The 15,589-nt window shown below is 68.8% G+C and carries 13 protein-coding genes and 1 tRNA gene; 6 read left to right on the forward strand and 8 right to left on the reverse strand.

The annotated features are described in order from the left end of the window. Positions 1–136: 136 nt before the first annotated feature. Positions 137–1,819 carry a PA domain-containing protein gene (locus VFQ05_00805; GenBank protein ID HET9325292.1) on the reverse strand — a complete coding sequence of 561 codons (1,683 nt, stop codon included), beginning with the start codon at positions 1,817–1,819 and terminating at the stop codon, positions 137–139. Between the two features lie 5 nt (positions 1,820–1,824). Continuing rightward, a complete protein-coding gene (locus VFQ05_00810) occupies positions 1,825–2,241 on the reverse strand; it encodes a hypothetical protein (protein ID HET9325293.1) in 417 nt (138 codons plus the stop codon). 81 nt (positions 2,242–2,322) lie between these two features. On the opposite strand from VFQ05_00810, the gene VFQ05_00815 reads away from it, so the two are divergent. Both VFQ05_00815 and VFQ05_00820 read left to right on the forward strand, forming a co-directional pair. Beyond that, the gene (locus VFQ05_00815) at positions 2,323–3,153 is read left to right on the forward strand and encodes an ABC transporter permease (GenBank protein ID HET9325294.1); all 831 of its coding nucleotides are present in this window, start codon (positions 2,323–2,325) and stop codon (positions 3,151–3,153) included. Beyond that, positions 3,131–4,204 (forward strand): ABC transporter ATP-binding protein, encoded by a 1,074-nt coding sequence (locus VFQ05_00820; GenBank protein ID HET9325295.1) that lies wholly within the window; start codon positions 3,131–3,133, stop codon positions 4,202–4,204. Before VFQ05_00815 ends, VFQ05_00820 begins: the two co-directional genes overlap by 23 nt. Before the next feature lie 3 nt (positions 4,205–4,207). Here the strand turns inward: VFQ05_00820 and VFQ05_00825 are convergent, their stop codons facing one another. Both VFQ05_00825 and VFQ05_00830 read right to left on the reverse strand, forming a co-directional pair. Next, a complete protein-coding gene (locus VFQ05_00825; GenBank protein ID HET9325296.1) occupies positions 4,208–5,566 on the reverse strand; it encodes a GAF domain-containing protein in 1,359 nt (452 codons plus the stop codon). A 121-nt stretch (positions 5,567–5,687) separates the two neighbouring features. Continuing rightward, on the reverse strand, positions 5,688–8,786 hold the full coding sequence (locus VFQ05_00830; GenBank protein HET9325297.1) for a BamA/TamA family outer membrane protein: 3,099 nt from the start codon (positions 8,784–8,786) through the stop codon (positions 5,688–5,690). A 195-nt stretch (positions 8,787–8,981) separates the two neighbouring features. On the opposite strand from VFQ05_00830, the gene VFQ05_00835 reads away from it, so the two are divergent. Next, positions 8,982–9,428, forward strand: a complete 447-nt coding sequence (locus VFQ05_00835; GenBank protein HET9325298.1) for an NfeD family protein — start codon at positions 8,982–8,984, stop codon at positions 9,426–9,428. Continuing rightward, positions 9,425–10,300 (forward strand): SPFH domain-containing protein, encoded by an 876-nt coding sequence (locus VFQ05_00840; GenBank protein ID HET9325299.1) that lies wholly within the window; start codon positions 9,425–9,427, stop codon positions 10,298–10,300. The genes VFQ05_00835 and VFQ05_00840 overlap by 4 nt, the downstream gene beginning before the upstream one ends. Before the next feature lie 265 nt (positions 10,301–10,565). On the opposite strand, the gene VFQ05_00845 is transcribed toward VFQ05_00840, so the two are convergent. From VFQ05_00845 to VFQ05_00860, 4 genes are all read right to left on the reverse strand, one after another. Further along, on the reverse strand, positions 10,566–11,471 hold the full coding sequence (locus tag VFQ05_00845) for an NAD(P)/FAD-dependent oxidoreductase (protein ID HET9325300.1): 906 nt from the start codon (positions 11,469–11,471) through the stop codon (positions 10,566–10,568). Next, entirely contained in the window at positions 11,468–12,241 is a 774-nt protein-coding gene (locus VFQ05_00850; protein HET9325301.1) for a glycosyltransferase, read from the reverse strand. Before VFQ05_00850 ends, VFQ05_00845 begins: the two co-directional genes overlap by 4 nt. Positions 12,242–12,257: 16 nt before the next feature. Next, positions 12,258–12,860, reverse strand: a complete 603-nt coding sequence (folE, locus tag VFQ05_00855) for a GTP cyclohydrolase I (GenBank protein ID HET9325302.1) — start codon at positions 12,858–12,860, stop codon at positions 12,258–12,260. 65 nt (positions 12,861–12,925) lie between these two features. Continuing rightward, positions 12,926–13,002, reverse strand: a tRNA-Gly gene (locus VFQ05_00860). 128 nt (positions 13,003–13,130) lie between these two features. Here VFQ05_00860 and VFQ05_00865 point away from each other — a divergent pair. After that, entirely contained in the window at positions 13,131–14,336 is a 1,206-nt protein-coding gene (locus tag VFQ05_00865; GenBank protein ID HET9325303.1) for an aspartate kinase, read from the forward strand. Between the two features lie 2 nt (positions 14,337–14,338). Further along, positions 14,339–15,589: MFS transporter (locus tag VFQ05_00870; protein ID HET9325304.1), on the forward strand; the 1,251-nt coding region annotated here is incomplete at its 3' end.

Consider the following 15,589-nt stretch of genomic DNA (forward strand, 5'->3'; position numbering starts at 1 on the left):
CTACAGCGGGCGGCGTGCGGCGGGTCATGGTCACTTGGAGAGGCGGCGATCCGCGGGGGAGCGGAAGGACCGACAAATCCTATCCGTGCCGCACACCGAAGTAAACGACGACTTTGATTTTCGCCCGCCGGATCGCTCAGCGGACGCGCACGACGCGTCCCGACCAGACGCCGTCTGGCCCCCGGAGCCGCACCAGGTAGACCCCGGGAGGCGCCTCGCGACCCTCGTCGTCGAGGCCGCTCCACGTGAACGCGTGGGACCCCACCGGTAGCGGCCAGCCGGCCAGCCGGCGAACGCGCCGGCCATCCACCCCGTAGACGTCGAGCTCGACCGGACCAGGCTTTTCGATGCGGAAGGCGATGGTCGTCGCTCCGTCGAAAGGATTGGGAGCGCTGCCCAGCCGAAGCTTGCCGGAGGCCGCTTCGGGCACCCCGGTGATCGTCGACCCGGTGAACCAGCCGAGGTCGCGGAAGGCGTGCCTCGTGAGGTCGATCTGCGAGGTGAGGCTGGCGGTGATCGACGGCTCCATCAACAGGTTCGGCGCGGCCGAACGGTCGAAATGCGAGATCGACGAGCCCGCCTCAACCGGGTTGGGCGCATAGATCCGGGTGTGCCCCGCCTCGTCCGCGCCGGCCAGCCAGACGGGATGCTGGCCGCCGATCGTGGCGGTGACCCCGGACCCGAGCTGGCCCCTGATGAGGTTGGCGTCGGCCATGGTGATCCCGACCACCGGGATCGTGATCGTCGGATCGCTGCCTCCGAGATCGAGAGCGAGCGGGGTCGAGATCGTGTCGGCGATGATGGCACCGACCGCCCCAGCCTCCTGAGCGTTGAGCGCCTTGGTCACGAACGTGCAGGCCCCCCGGTCGATCAGCGCGATCTTGCCGGAGACGTTGAGGATCGCCGAGCATCCGTTGTGCGTGTTGAGGTCCGGCACGGTGTCATCGGCGTAGGCCACCGGCGCCGTCACCACGGGATTGCTGACATCGGCCCCGAAGCTGGCCACCCCGGCGCGGTAGTCGCCGGCGATCGGCGCCGGCGAGACGACGGTGACCAGACGCTGCTTCTGGAGATAGACCGGGGTCTGCGCATTCATGGCCGCTCCGTCCCAGACCACGTTGCCGGTGTTGGTGTAGGAGGCGGCGCGCTGGCCGTTGGTCATCAGGTGCCAGCGCAGGCCATTCGAGTTGTCGAGCAGGAACCGGGAATAGATGCTGGGCAATCCGCCGGTGAAGGTTCCGTTGCTATTCACCTGCGAGGTGAATCCCAGGCCGTGCCCGAGCTCGTGGAGGACCACCGGGAGCAGCTCGATGTCCGTCCCTTCGTTGCCGTCGACGCCGTAGTACCAGTCCGAGGAACCGAGGCAGGTGGCGTTGTCGACGTCGCTGTTGAACTGGATGGTCATGTCGTTGAGCGAGCTGAGGTCGGTCCCTGCGAGCTTGTTGGCCAGCGCCTGGTTGTAGAACGTCTCCTGGTGGGGAAAGCTCGGGTCGTTGGCGAAGAAGCCCGAGGTCGTCGTGCTGCCCAGCACACCCGAGGTCGGACTGCAGCTCAGCGGGTTGAAGGACGCCGAAACCCGGATCTCGATCGCGCTCGGGAGGATGCTGCCCCAGAGGTTGGCCGCGTGCTGGAACACGTAGAGCCGCTGGGTCCCGATGGTCGTCCCCGGGTTGCCGCCGACGGGAGCGGCCGGCATCGGGTCGTTGAAGCCCTCGCCGCCACTGTCCATGTTGACGATGGTGATGGTCGCCGCCTCCACCGCCGCGGAAAGGACGACGGAGAGCATGCAGGCCGGAAGCAGCCAGGACCCGCGGCGCATGGCCCTCATCGGTCAGGAGGTCCCGAGGAGACGGCCGGGCCGGGTGCATGCGTTCCGCTCGGCTGGCAGCCGAGCACCGGGCGGCCGTCCGGACCGATCCGGGCGACGACGTATTCGACGATGCCGGGCTCCAGGATCACCTCGAGCATGCCATTGCTGTGATGGATGACCAGCGGCCGGGGGGTGATTCCGGACGCCTGGAGTGCCTGCTCGACCGGAGCGCGGCCCCACTCGCCGGTCTCTGGATCGAGCCCGATGCGGAAGTGCTCGGCCCGTGGCTCGGCCATCGGCATCCATCCCGACAGCCATTCGAGATAGAGGGACGAAGGCTCCGGGGAAGGCGCGGGCCCGGCCCATGCCGGGGCGGACGTGGCGGCAGACAGCAGGAGCAACGTCGCGATTCGCGCGAGGTGCGTGGACATGGGGATCTCCAGAACGCGGGGGTCGAGCTGGAACGGCGGGAGCATAGCGCACGGTGACCCACTGGGGTAGCTTGTGGCCCCATGCGCCGGGCGAAGGGACTCCTCGGTGTGACGCTCCGCTCGGCGGCCCTGCTCGCGGCGGGGCTCCTCGTCGCCTTCCTCGCGCTGCCGCCGCTCGCGCTGGTGCTGCGCATCTCTCCCGCGACGCTTCTCTCCCGCGTCGCGGAGCCGGTCGTGATCGAGGCCCTCCGGCTCTCCCTGCTCACCAGTCTTGCCTCGACGGCATTCGTGATGCTGCTCGGACTGCCGCTGGCCTACGTCCTCACCGCGCGCCGGCTCCGCGGACGAGCCTGGATCGAGGCGCTCGTGGACCTGCCGATGGTCCTTCCACCCACGGTGGCCGGCGCGGGGCTGCTGTTCGCCTTCGGCCGCGCCGGCCTCCTGGGCGGTGCGCTGGCCGGCTTCGGGCTCGCCATCCCCTTCACCACGATCGCCGTGGTGCTTGCCCAGACGTTCGTCGCGGCGCCGTTCTTCGTCTCGACCGTGGTGGCCGGACTTCGGGAGGTCGAGCCGCGCTACGTGGAGCTGGCGGCCACTCTGCGCGCATCACCGGCGGCCACGTTCCTGCGGGTGATGCTGCCGCTCAGCCTGCCCTCGATCCTGACCGGCGCGGTGATGGCCTGGGCGCGGGCGCTCGGCGAGTTCGGGGCCACCATCACCTTCGCCGGCAACCTGCCGGGCGTGACGCGCACGCTGCCGCTGGCCGTGTACACCGCGTTGCAGAGCGACCTGGAATCGGCGGTGACGCTGGCGGTCCTGCTGCTGATGGTCTCGTTCGTGGTGCTGCTCGGGCTACGGTTGTCGCCGGTAGGCGCTTTCGGGAGAGCGAGTGCTGCGCGCCGAGCTGGATAGGAGCTTCGGGGATTTCCGTCTCCAGCTCACGCTGGAGGTGGCACGTGGCGCCACGCTGGCCCTGGTCGGCGAGAGCGGCGCCGGGAAGACCACCGTGCTGAGACTGCTGGCCGGGCTGGACCAGCCCGATCGCGGCGCGATCACGGTCGACGGCGACACCTGGTTCGGCGGAGAGCGCGGCACCTCGCGGCCGGCCTGGCAGCGAGGAATCGGCTACGTGCCGCAGGACTACGTGCTCTTTCCCCACCTCGACGTGTTCGAGAACGTGGCCTTCGGACTGCGCCGTCAGGATCTGCCCCGTGAATCGGTGCGATCACGGGCCCAGGCCGCGCTCGATCGGCTCGAGATCGGCGCGCTCTCGCCGCGCCGGCCGCATCATCTCTCGGGCGGCCAGCGGCAGCGCGTCGCGCTCGCCCGTGCGCTGGCGCTCGAGCCCCAGGTCCTGTTGCTCGACGAGCCGCTCTCGGCGTTGGACGTCCAGAACCGGCGGGCGCTGCGCGGCGAGCTGCGGCGGCTGCTCTCGGAGCTTCGCTGCGCGACGGTCTACGTGACCCATGCCCCCCTGGAAGCCTTGGCGCTCGGCGATCGCATCCTGGTGATCGAGCAAGGACGCGCCACGCAGGATGGGACGCGGGACGACCTGCTGCGACATCCCAAGACGAACTACGTCGCCGAGTTCGTGGGCGTCAACCTGTTCCGAGGAATGCCGGGCGCCCGGGACGGCTCGGGTCTCGTCGAGGTGCGGACCGGCGACTCCACGCTGTCCGTGGTGGATCCGGGCGGTGACGACGAGGTGTTCGCGGCGGTGGGCCCGCGCGACGTCACGCTCCATCTCGAGGCGCCGAGCGGGAGCGCGCGCAACCTCTTCCACGGTCCGATCGAGGAGATCGTCCCCGAGCCGCCCCACGGCGAGCGGGTGCGCGTGGTGATTGGCTCTCGTCCGCCTCTGGTGGCCGAGATCTCGCGCTCGGCGGCCGAATCCATGAGCCTCGCGCCCGGCCGCGCGGTGCATGCCACGTTCAAGGCAACCGCGGTGATGACCTATCGCTGAGGCTCAGGCCCAGGTCGCGGCCTGACGCGCGAGCTGCTGCCCGCCGAAGGCGACGGCGAAGGCCGAGGCGGCGAGCATCGTGCGATCCAGGTCTCCCTGAGTGAATCCCTGCCCGTCGGTGCGATTGCTGAGGCTCAGCACGCCGTGCATCTGGCCGTTGTGGACGAGCGGCACGACGATGAACGAATCCGAATTGTAGGTGCCGTCCGGAGAGCGTCCCAGCGACTTGGCGTCCTCGCTCACTCGCACGTACAGCGGCTTGCGATGCGCCGCCACCCAGCCCGCCACCCCTTGGCCCACGCGGACGCGCACTCGCCCCGCGACCGAAGGATCGATCCCGCGATGCGCGGCGACCTGGAGTGTGGAGCCGGCTTCGTCGGGCACCAGCAGGCTGCAGCGAGCGACTTCCTGATGCGCGCAGAACCACTCCACCATGACCTCGGGCAGGAAGTCGCGCGACACTTCCTCGGAGAGGAGCTGGAACACCTCCTTCATCGTATCCACCGTGGCCTGCAGCTCCTCGAGCGTCCACTGCGTGGTCTGGAGCTGCTGATAGGTCTCGGTCAGGATCTCGACCGCCGACTCCGAGCTCTCCTCCATGGCGGAAACCGCGACCTTCACGCGCTCGAGCTCTTCCTTGTAGCTCGACGAGCTGCGGTCCAGAGTCTCGATCTGCCCGAGCAGCGCTTCGATCTGGGCGGTGCGATCCTGGCTCTCGCGGTCGAGCTGCGCCGATTGCTGGCTCCGCTCGTCGACCTCGCTCGAAGGCGGGCCGGCGATGGGCTCGGGCGCCGCCTCGCGCGGCTGCGGCGGCTTGCGATGCGTGCGGTAGAGGTTCTGCGCCAGCGCAACCGTGGCGATGCTCTTCAGGGGGATGAGCTCGCCGAGCGCCTTGCCCGCGAACGCATTCTTCTTGGCGCTCGAGATGACCAGGATGGCGATCAGGTCGTCCTGATAGGCGAGCGGCATGCAGATGCACGATTCCCATTCGGTGAGCACGGTGAGCGCCATCAGGTCGCTGGCTTCGCTCCGCGACGGCGTGTAGTGGGCGGTGGCGCCGCCCGGCGAGAACACCGTCTCGCGGCCGTTCTGCTGGATCGGCATGGTGGAGTGAAAGACCTTGCGGACCAGCGTGTGCGGAAGGCTCTCGACCGGAACGACGATGTTGCGGCGCACCAGACGGTTCTGGTCGAGCTCGTAGACGTCCACCAGCGCGTCCTGGCTCACTTCGTAGAAGGCGAGCGTCGAATACCAGTCCGAGCGCATGGAGTGCAGCGAGCGAAGGAACTCGGAGATGACCGACTCGACGCTGCGCGACTTGGTCAGCCGCTCGGAGACATCGCGGAGATCGAAACGGGACATGGAGCTGGCCCCCGATGGACAGCCATGGGCCGCTCGCCCCCTGCCACGGGGTCGCGACACCCACCGCCTGTCGTGGTTTTCGGCGGCTATGTCACAGGGCTTTAGCGGAGAGCCAGGGAGCCTAGAAGCCGGGTTGGAGCGCGAACAGCCAGTAGGCGCCCTTGATGGGGCGGTTCTGCGGCTGGACGTAGGAGATCTCGGCCACGGCGAAGCCGAGCAGATTCACCCGGAACGCGCCGCCGTAGCTCGAGACCCCGCTGCGCGGACCTCCGAGGAACTCGGGCTTCACGGCCTCGTACCATGCGACGCCGGCGTCGTAGAACGCCGCCAGCTCGACCGGCGGAACCATCGGCGAGCGCACGACGCCGAGCGCTCCGAACAACGGCATGCGGAGCTCCACGTTGCCGAGCGCCAGCCGGCTGCCGAACAGGCGGTCGTATGCGGGACAGTCGGGGCCGCCTCCGCACTCCTCCATCGTGAACGAGGATGCATCGTAGCCACGCACCAGCCATGGATACCCGAGGTAGAGCGGAGACAGCCGCGGCGTGTCGGAGTCGGGGCCGTAGCGGCCCATGTGGACGCCGCGACCCGCGAGCGTGAACGGGCCCACCAGCTTGAAGTAGCGCCGGTAGTCCCCCAGGACGCCCATGTAGCGAAGATCGCCGGCCACCGGCGCCACTTCGAAGCGGTAACGCTGGCCCATGATCGGCCCGGTGCCGCCGAAGATGGAGTTGTCGTAGACCACCGCCGCGAGACCTTCCATCAGGTTGAGCGAGGGGATGCTGTCGTCCGGACCAGGCCTCGTGATGTCGCTCACCATCTCGCCGGTCGTGAGATCGAAGGTCTGCGTCTGGACCTCGCTCTGGAAGTCGATGTTGCGATAGCCGAAGCCCAATTCGATCCGCTGGGCGCGGTTGAACGGATAGGCGATCACGCCGTGAGCCTGGCGCTCGATCTCCCAGAAGCGATTGTCACGGGCGATCCCGATGTTGCCGACTTCTTCGGTCTCGAAGCTTCGCCAGAAGGACGGGATCTGGCCGGCGGTCACCATCCAGTTCCAGCGGTTCTTGAGATTCTGGTAGGCCACCACCGCGGCCAGGTTGCGCCCGAAGCCGCCCTGCGCGGTGCTGAGCTGGAACTGCGTGCCGAGGTTGTGGTCGCCCAGCATGTCGCTCCAGAAGAGCGCGCTCCCGCCGGCAATGGCCACGCCGCCGTTGCCGCCCGCGGCCACGCCGACCCCGACCTGCCCGATGGAATCGAGACTGAGGCCGGCGCGATAGCGGTTGCGCTTGAACGCGGTGCTGTCGGCCAGCGAGTCCACCGAGGTGGCGGTGACGCCGGCATCGCTGATCGCCGGCGGCAGGAAGTCGGCGCGCGGCGACGACGCCGGCGGGGGCGTTCCCGTCAGCGAGGCGGCGTCGAGCGCGTGGATGCGATAGCCGCCCTTCTCGTAGACGCTGAACACCGCGCGCTCCGCGCGGCGCGCCACCGAGAAGGCGGGGCTCAGCTTGGTGATCCCGCTGACGCCGGTGCGAACATCGGTGACCGCGGTCACCTCGCCCGATCCGAGCGACAGCCGATAGACGTTGGAGATTCCGGTGCGGTCGGAGACGAAGTAGAGGCTCGCGCCGTCACTCGACCACTGCGGGTTGATGTTCTTGCCTTGGTCGCCGCCGGACACGGGCGTGATGACCCTGGACGCAACGTCCAGCTTCACCAGCTGGAGGCCGCCGTACTTCAGCGCCACGAGGTCCGTGGAGAAGCGATCCGAAGCGAACGCGATGGTCTTGCCGTCCGGCGACCATGCGGGCTGCAAGTCGGAATAGAGATCCTGGGTCAGGCGGTGGTGACGGCCATTGGCCAACTCGACGATGAACAGATCGCTCGCCCCTCCGACCAAGCCCGAGAACGCGATCTGCTTGCCGTCCGGAGACCACGTGGGGTGATAGATCTCGCCCATCTCGCCGAAGCGGACCTGCTTGACCAGCCTCCCCGAGCTGGCGTTCAGGATCCGCAGCGTCGGCTCCCCGTTGGTCACCGCGGCCACCGCGATCCGTGAGCCGTCGGGGCTCCATGCACCCGCCGAGTGGATGAACTGAAGGCTCTGCAGGTGCGGGTCCACCGCCGCTTTGGTCAGGCTGCGCAGGACCTTTCCCGTCGAAGCGTCGGCGACGAAGAGCTCGATCGAGAAGAGTCCGCGCTCCGACAGAAACGCCACCTTGGAGCCGTCGGGACTCAGCGCGGGTGAGACATTGAGCCGCCCGCGCTCGCCCGAAGGACCGAGCAGCACCCGGCCCACGGTTCCCGAGCCTCGAGTGGAATCGGCACGGCCGATCGTTCCCGTGCCCTGAGCGGACGTGAATCCACCCGGCTGGGCAGAGCCTCCGTCCTGGCCGCGGGCCCATGACTTGGTGGAGCGAATCCACTCGCGCGAGAGCGAATCCGCGGGAATGCCGAGCACCGCCTCGAAAGCCCGCTCGACGGTGACGCCTCGCCCGCCGGCGGCTTTGAAGATCTCTCCCACGCGATCTTCGCCGTAACGAGAGGCCACGAACGCCCACAGCGCCTGGCCGAAGCGGTACGGGAAGTAGCGGGACTGATCGAGCTTCGAGATCGTGGGAAGCTTGTTGTCGAGCGCCGCGTCACGCAGCCACATCGCGGTGTTCGGGTCGCGTGGTCCGATCGAGAGGTATTCCGCCATGCCTTCGATGAACCACAGCGGCATCGTCATCCCCGGGTCCACCATGTTCGACTCGACCCGGCTCTTGAGGTCGTACTGAAAGGCGTGCACCAGCTCGTGGCCGATGACGTGATCCACTTCCGCCAGCGAGGCGCTGAGCGGAAGCACGATGCGGCGCTTGAAGCTCTCGGTGACGCCGCCGGTCGACTCGTCGAGCTCACCGGGAATGGCGTTGGTCTGTTCGAAGTGCGGGTGACTGGCGTAGACGATGAGCGGCTGCCGCCCGCGCAGATCATGGGCGAGCGCGCGTGAGAGCCGGGCGTACCAGCGCTCCGCCATCAGACCGGCCTTCTCGGCCATCTGCCGCTCGTCTTCGTAGTAATAGAGGTCGAAGTGCTCGGTCTTCAGCACCTTGAAGCGGAAGGACTGGTACTGGACCTTGTTCTGGCCGAAGTACTGCGCGTGCGCCGGCGCCGACGCCAGCGAGGCGACCAGGAGGAGGGTGGCGAGCGTCCACGGCGATCGGATACGGCGAGGCATGGCCTGGGTCACTCCTGTGTGTACCGATCGCGGCTGCCCAAAAGCCATGCGCGACCGCGTCGGGAAGTCCTTTCGGCTACAACATTCCTGCTTTCTCGGGCCATCCGCAACCCGACCGAATCGCCTTGCGGGTCCCCCCACCCTTGATACATTGGCGCCGCGGCGGGGTTCCAGAGCCGCGGAGGGCACATCACGATGATGAATTGGAATTGGGTGCTGCTGCTCGCCGGCGGGCTGATGATCCTCATCGAGGTCCTGCTCGGCGGCTTCGCGGGATTCGATCTGGTTCTGATCGGCTCGGCCTTCGTGCTGGGTGGAATCGTCGGCCTGGTCATCGGCAACCCTGTGGCGGGCTTCGTCACGGCCAGCCTCCTGTGCATCGCCTACATCACGCTCGGCCGTCGCTGGGTCCGGGACCGGGTCAGATCTCAGAAAGTCGCAAGCAATGTAGATGCGCTGGTGGGTCAGCAGGGGCGCGTCCTTTTGCGAATCGCCGAGCACGAAGCAGGTCAAGTCAAGGTCAAGGATGAGACGTGGCGCGCGGTCCCGGCCTCCGGGGCGACCGGGCCTTTCGAGCCGGGAAGCGTCGTGACGGTGGCGGGCGTGGAGGGCGTGACCCTCCAGGTGAGGGGAGATCGATGATCGGCACGCTGGGAACGATGCTGATGTTCGTGTTGTTGCTGATCGCGCTCGTGGCCCTGGCGCGGTCCGCGCGGGTGGTGGCTCAGTACGAGAAGGGACTGGTCCTGCGTCTGGGGCGCTACCGGGCCACCGCCGATTCGGGACTGACCTTCCTGGTTCCGATGATCGAGGACATGGTCAAGGTGGACATGCGAGAGCGTGTCATCAACGTGGAGCCGCAGAAGGTGATCACCAAGGACAACGTCTCGGTCACAGTGGATGCGGTGATCTACTACCGCATCAGCGATCCAGTGAAGGCCACTTTCGAGGTCCAGAACTTTGCTTACGCCGCCACCACGCTGGCCCAGACCAACCTGAGGAACCTGATCGGCGACAAGTCGCTCGACGAGACCCTCACCGCGCGCGACACGATCAACGCCAACCTTCGCGCCGTGCTCGACGAGGCCACGGGAACCTGGGGCGTCAAGGTGACGCGGGTCGAGGTGCAGAAAATCGACCCGCCGGCCGACATCACCGAAGCCATGTCCCGCCAGATGAAGGCCGAGCGCGACAAGCGCGCCAACATCCTCGAGGCGGAGGGCGTGAAACAGGCTGCGATCCTCTCGGCGGAGGGCGTGCGCCAGTCGGAGATCCTGCGCGCGGAGGGCGACGCGCAAGCGCGCATCACCCGCGCCACCGCCGAAGCCAAGGCGATCGAGATGGTGTCCAACGCGGCCGAGCAGTTCTTCAAGGAGCGCGCCGAGGTCAGCAAGAAGCTCGACGTGCTGAACACGGTGCTCGCGAACCAGACCAAGTTCATCGTGCCGGCGGGATCCGACCTGGTGAACGTGCTCGGCCTCGACGACAAGAACGTGGTGCCGGTCCGACGCTAGCAACGTGAGGCGGACCGCCATGCTGCCGGCAGTCCGCCCCTGAGAGAGTCACCGGCGGCGGGCGTCCGTGCCCGCCAGCCGGGAAGCCCAGCTGATCCCTGTGGGCCGGCCTCGGGTAAGGCAAGGTGCAGGCCACGCGATTCTCCGGGTTGCGTCACGCCCTGCATCCTGCGGCGCCTCGCGAGCTTGGGGTCGGCTCCGCGATCTCGGCGCCGTGGCCTGGTCCCCGGACGGGCGCCAGGAATTGAGCCGATCCGGCTGGTCTTCAGCCGCGGAGGGCCAGCCGAATGGCGCCCGCCGCCAGCGCCCCATGGCCGCTCGCGACCGAGATGCCGAGCAGCGGCGGACGAGTCACGTCTCCCGCGGCCCACACGCGCGGGTGCGAGGTGGCGAAGGTCTCGTCGACCAGCACGTAGCCGTCGGCGTCGCGCTCGACTCCGCCGGCGCACCACTCGGAGTTGGGCATCACCCCCACCTTGATCACCATGCCGGCGACCGGCAGCAGGAAGGCGCCGCGCTCGTTCTCGAGACGCAGCCTCTCCAGCACGCGATCGCCTTCGATCGCCACGACCCTGGTGCGCTCCATGACCTCGATGCGCGCGTCCTTCGAGACCCGCTCGCGGAACTCCGCCCGCGCTCGCGGCGTGCCGCGCACGATCAACGTCACGTGGCAGCCGACAGCCGAGAGGATGAGCGCGTTCTCGAACGCCGCGTCGCCACCGCCCACCACGGCGACGTCCTCGCCGGCGAATCGAGTGCGATCCTGAGTCGCCGAGTACGAGACCCCGTGACCTTCGAGCTCGGTCTCACCCGGCACATCGAGATGGCGCCGCCGCACCCCGGTCGCCATCAGGATCGCTTCGGCCTCGATCCGCTCTCCCGACGCGGTGCGGATCGCGGCGGTCTTCGATTCGAGCGCCACGATTGGCGTCTCGTAACGGACCTCGATGTCGTTCTCGGCCAGCTGCACCGCGAGCCGCTCGGCGAGCGCGGTCCCGGGCACGTGGTCCGCCCCGGCCACGTTCACCGGGACGAAGTGCACGAGCTGGAGCTGTCCTCCCGCGCGGGCAGAGCGCTCGACGATGAGCGGCGACAGGCCCAGCGAGCGCGCCCACAGGGCCGCCGAGACGCCGCACGGTCCGGCGCCCACGATCAGCAGCTCGGGCATCATGACGCGCGGCCCGGCAACGTCAGGTCCTGAGCGACCTCCCAGAACGTCTTGATGTCGGGCGACTGGAATCCGTGACGGGCCGCCAGACGCTCCAGGCAGTCGCGCCGCACAGCACTCACGTCCTGGCTGGCGTGGCCGTGCTCACGCATGCGGATCTCCACCGTCGCGCCCGGAACGCGGCACGGCGATCCGAGATGCTCGGCGCGCAGCAGGAAGTCCCAGTCCTCGGAGAACGCGAAGCTCTCGTCGAAGCCGCCGAGCCGCTCGAACCACGATCGCCGCACCGCCAGAGCGCTCGGCGGAATGAAGTCATTCCGTCTCATCACCACGGGATCCCAGTCGCGCGCGATCGTGCGGCTCTCCACGTCGAGGCGGCGTCCACCGGGTTCGATGCGCTCGCGCACGACCACCGCGTCGCGGTAAGCCAGGCCGCATCGTGGATCGGAGGCGAAGGCTCCGCACAATCCTTCGAGGTGGCGCGGTCGCCAGCGATCGTCGTCGTCGAGGAATGCCAGCACCTCGCCCCGCGCGGAAGCCGCGGCTCGATTGCGCGCGGCGCCCGGGCGGCGGACGTTCACCGGGATCACGGTGACTTCGAGCAGGGTCGCTCGTCCGACCACCTCGGTCGCCGGGAGGTCGCCGTCATCGGCGATCCGCACTTCGAGCGGCGCCACGCGTTGCGCTTCGATCGACGCCAGGGCATCGGCGAGGAGGGCCGGCCGATCGCGGGTGACCACGATCACCGTGATCGTCGGGAGCTTCGAAGTCACGGAAGGGACCTGCGGCTCATGGAAGCGGTGAATGGGGGTCGGCCGTCTCCCCCCTCGGCGCTCCCAGCGCCCCCGCCCAGGCGGGCTCGGCGAGCGCGCCGCGGAGCGTCCGGGTCTCGACCAGGCCGGGTTTGCGGATGCCGCGCATCTCCATGCACAGATGGCGCGCGGCGAGAATCACCGCGACGCCGCGTGGCTCCAGCGCGCGGCGCAGATGCTCCGCCACCTCGGCGCCCAGCCGCTCCTGCAGCTGGGGACGGCGCGCGTAGTGCTCGAGCACGCGCGGCAGCCCGCTGATTCCGATCAGCCTGGCGCCCGGCAGGTAGGCGATGGTGGCGCGCCCGAAGAACGGGACGAAGTGGTGGACGCACAGCGAATAGAAAGGGATGTCGCGCACCAGCACGAGATCGTCGCCGGCAGACTCGGGTCGCTCGAACGTGGCGAGATCGGGCTCCGGCGCCGAGAGGCCCGACAATATCTCCGCGTACATCGACGCCACCCGCGAAGGCGTCTCGACGAGCTCGGGCTCGGCCCCAGGATCGAGCCCGAGCGCGCGGATCAGATCCGCCATCGTCCGCTCGACGGCTTCCAGATCGAAGGACGGGGGCTCGTGCGCCATGTCGGGCTCGCGGCGGGATGGCCTGAACGACGGAGGGCCGGTCGCGGTGACCGGCCCTCCCCAGATGGAGCGGAAGACGGGATTTGAACCCGCGACAACCACCTTGGCAAGGTGGAGCTCTACCGGGCTGAGCTACTTCCGCTCAAGGCCGAGGCAATATATCGGCCCTTTTCGCGGACCGTCAAGACACTGGACCTTTCGTCTCCCGAAAGGCCCCGGTTCCACGATCCTCCGTGCACGCGAACGGCCAAAGCCCTATAAATCCGGCCCATGCCGGTGGTGGTCCAGAAATACGGCGGCACGTCCGTCGCGAATCCCGATCGCATTCGAGCGGTCGCCTCGCGCGTGGCGGAGGCGCGCCGCGAGGGCGATCAGCTCGCGGTCGTGGTGTCGGCGATGGGTCAGACCACCGACGAGCTGCTGCGTCTGGCGGCGCAGGTCTCCGCGCACCCGAGCCGCCGGGAGCTCGACATGCTGCTCACGACGGGCGAGCGTGTGTCGATGGCGCTGCTGGCCATGGCGCTCCACGATCTCGGCGTCGAGGCGATCTCCTTCACCGGATCGCAGAGCGGCATCCTCACCGAGGGTCCCCACAGCGCGGCGCGCATCGTCGAGGTCCGGCCGGACCGTCTGCGGGCGGAGCTCCAGCGCGGCCGGGTGGTGATCGTCGCCGGATTCCAGGGCGTCGACCCGAAGACCAAGGAGATCACCACCCTGGGCCGCGGCGGCTCGGACACCACGGCGGTCGCCCTGGCCGCGGCGCTCGCCCCCGCGGTCTGCGAGATCTACACCGACGTCAGCGGGGTCTACACCGCCGATCCGCGGCTGGTGCCAGGCGCGCGCGTCATCCCGGAGATGGGGTATCGCGCGTGCTCGGCGCTCGCCCACTCGGGCGGCAAGGTGCTGCACGCGCGGTGCGTCGATCTGGCGGCCCGCGAGCGCGTGCCGCTCAGCGTGCGCTCGTCGTTCGATGGTGAGCCAGGAACTCGAATCGTGGAGGATCGCGACATGGAAGGACCTCGCGTGGAAGCGGTGGCTCACCGGGAAGACTGCTCGATCGTCGTCGCCGAAGGCAATGCCGGAGGACGCGGTGAAGCACGCGGCATCCTGGAGACCGTGGCGAGCGTCTTCCCGGAGCTCGAGCTGATCGCCCACGAGCAACAGACCGACGCGCATGCGGCGCTGGTCTGGGTGGGCAGCGCGTCGGACGCCAAAGCGCTCGAGCGTGATTTCCAGCGGCTGCGCGGTCCGGGCGGCGAGTGGACGCTGCGGGTGGAGTCCGGCGCGGCGTTCGTGTCCGTGATCGGCCTCGGCCTCTCGGCGCGGGAGGCCGCGAAAGCCGAGGGCGCGCTCGAGAAGGCCGGTGTCCGGATCGCGGCGCTGCGCTCGAGCCCGATGGCACTCACGTTCCGGGTCTCGCCGGACCGCGTCGAAGACTCCGTGCGCGCGCTGCACGCCGCGTTTCTCGAGGGCTGACCATGCCGATCGAACGCGACGCGATCCAGGCGGCCGAGGGACCTTCGTCCACGCGCCACCACCACCCCGTCGTCTTCATGGTCCTGATCCTGCCGTTCGGGGTGCTCGGTGGCTTCCTCCAGGTCTCCATCGGCTACCTGCTCGCGCAGGCCGGCGTCTCCGTCGACCGGATCGCGGCGCTGATCGCCATCAGCTATCTGCCCCACACCTGGAAGTTCCTGTGGGCGCCGATCGCCGACATCACGCTGACCCGGAAGGCCTGGTATCTCATCGCCTGCGCGATGACCGCCGTGGGCCTGTGGGCGACGGCGGCGCTGCCGGCCACGGCCAATGGCCTTCGCGTCCTGACCACCGTGGTCCTGATCTCGAATGTCGCCGTGACGTTCCTCGGGATGGCGGTCGAGAGCCTGATGGCGTACGGGACGTCGGCGGACGAGAAGGGCCGCGCCGGCGGCTGGTTCCAGGCGGGCAACCTGGGCGGCACCGGCATCGGCGGCGGCGCGGGACTGTGGCTGGCGCAGCACCTGCCGGCGGCGTGGATGTCGGGAGCGATCCTCGCCATCGGGTGCCTCCTGTGCTGCTTGGGCTTGTCGTTCGTGCCCGAGCACGCGTCCGCGCACCGCGGGGAGAGTCTCGGACGCAATCTGCTCAACGTCGTTCGCGACCTGTGGGATGTCGCCCGGTCGAAAATGGGCTTCCTCGCCCTGTTCCTCTGCTTCCTGCCGATCGGATCGGGAGCCGCATCCGGATTGTGGTCGGCGGTGGCGAACGACTGGCACGCGTCCGCCAACACGGTGGCGCTCGTCACCGGCGTCCTCGGCGGGATCGCGTCGGCCGCCGGATGCATCCTCGGTGGCTTCCTCAGCGACCGCATGAACCGCCAATGGGCCTACGCGATCTTCGGCGTCGCGCAGGCGCTGTGCGCGGTCGCCATGGCGCTCGCGCCCCGCGTGGAAGCCACGTACGTGGTCTTCACCCTGGTCTACGCGGTGGCCACCGGTCTCACCTATGCCGGCTTCTCGGCCTTCGTGCTCGAAGCCATGGGCACCGGCGCCGCGGCCACGAAGTACAACGTGTTCGCCTCGCTCTCGAATACGCCGATCGCGTACATGACGTCGATCGACGGCTGGGCGCACACCCGCTACGGACCGTCGGGCATGCTCTACACCGAAGCGCTCTTCGCCCTGGCGGGCCTGGTGCTCTTCACGCTGGTGTTCGGCGCCGTCCGGCGCTACTGGCGGCTCTCCCCCGCC

The organism is Candidatus Eisenbacteria bacterium, from assembly GCA_035712145.1.
GTDB lineage: Bacteria > Eisenbacteria > RBG-16-71-46 > RBG-16-71-46 > RBG-16-71-46 > DASTBI01.

What these genes read in the sequence shown, in the direction of transcription:
- VFQ05_00805 (HET9325292.1), bottom strand. Translation starts at nt 1,819, where the DNA reads ATGCGCCGCGGGTCCTGGCTGCTTCCGGCCTGCATGCTCTCCGTCGTC.
- VFQ05_00810 (HET9325293.1), bottom strand. Translation starts at nt 2,241, where the DNA reads ATGTCCACGCACCTCGCGCGAATCGCGACGTTGCTCCTGCTGTCTGCC.
- VFQ05_00815 (HET9325294.1), top strand. Translation starts at nt 2,323, where the DNA reads ATGCGCCGGGCGAAGGGACTCCTCGGTGTGACGCTCCGCTCGGCGGCC.
- VFQ05_00825 (HET9325296.1), bottom strand. Translation starts at nt 5,566, where the DNA reads ATGTCCCGTTTCGATCTCCGCGATGTCTCCGAGCGGCTGACCAAGTCG.
- VFQ05_00830 (HET9325297.1), bottom strand. Translation starts at nt 8,786, where the DNA reads ATGCCTCGCCGTATCCGATCGCCGTGGACGCTCGCCACCCTCCTCCTG.
- VFQ05_00835 (HET9325298.1), top strand. Translation starts at nt 8,982, where the DNA reads ATGATGAATTGGAATTGGGTGCTGCTGCTCGCCGGCGGGCTGATGATC.
- VFQ05_00840 (HET9325299.1), top strand. Translation starts at nt 9,425, where the DNA reads ATGATCGGCACGCTGGGAACGATGCTGATGTTCGTGTTGTTGCTGATC.
- VFQ05_00845 (HET9325300.1), bottom strand. Translation starts at nt 11,471, where the DNA reads ATGATGCCCGAGCTGCTGATCGTGGGCGCCGGACCGTGCGGCGTCTCG.
- folE (HET9325302.1), bottom strand. Translation starts at nt 12,860, where the DNA reads ATGGCGCACGAGCCCCCGTCCTTCGATCTGGAAGCCGTCGAGCGGACG.
- VFQ05_00865 (HET9325303.1), top strand. Translation starts at nt 13,131, where the DNA reads ATGCCGGTGGTGGTCCAGAAATACGGCGGCACGTCCGTCGCGAATCCC.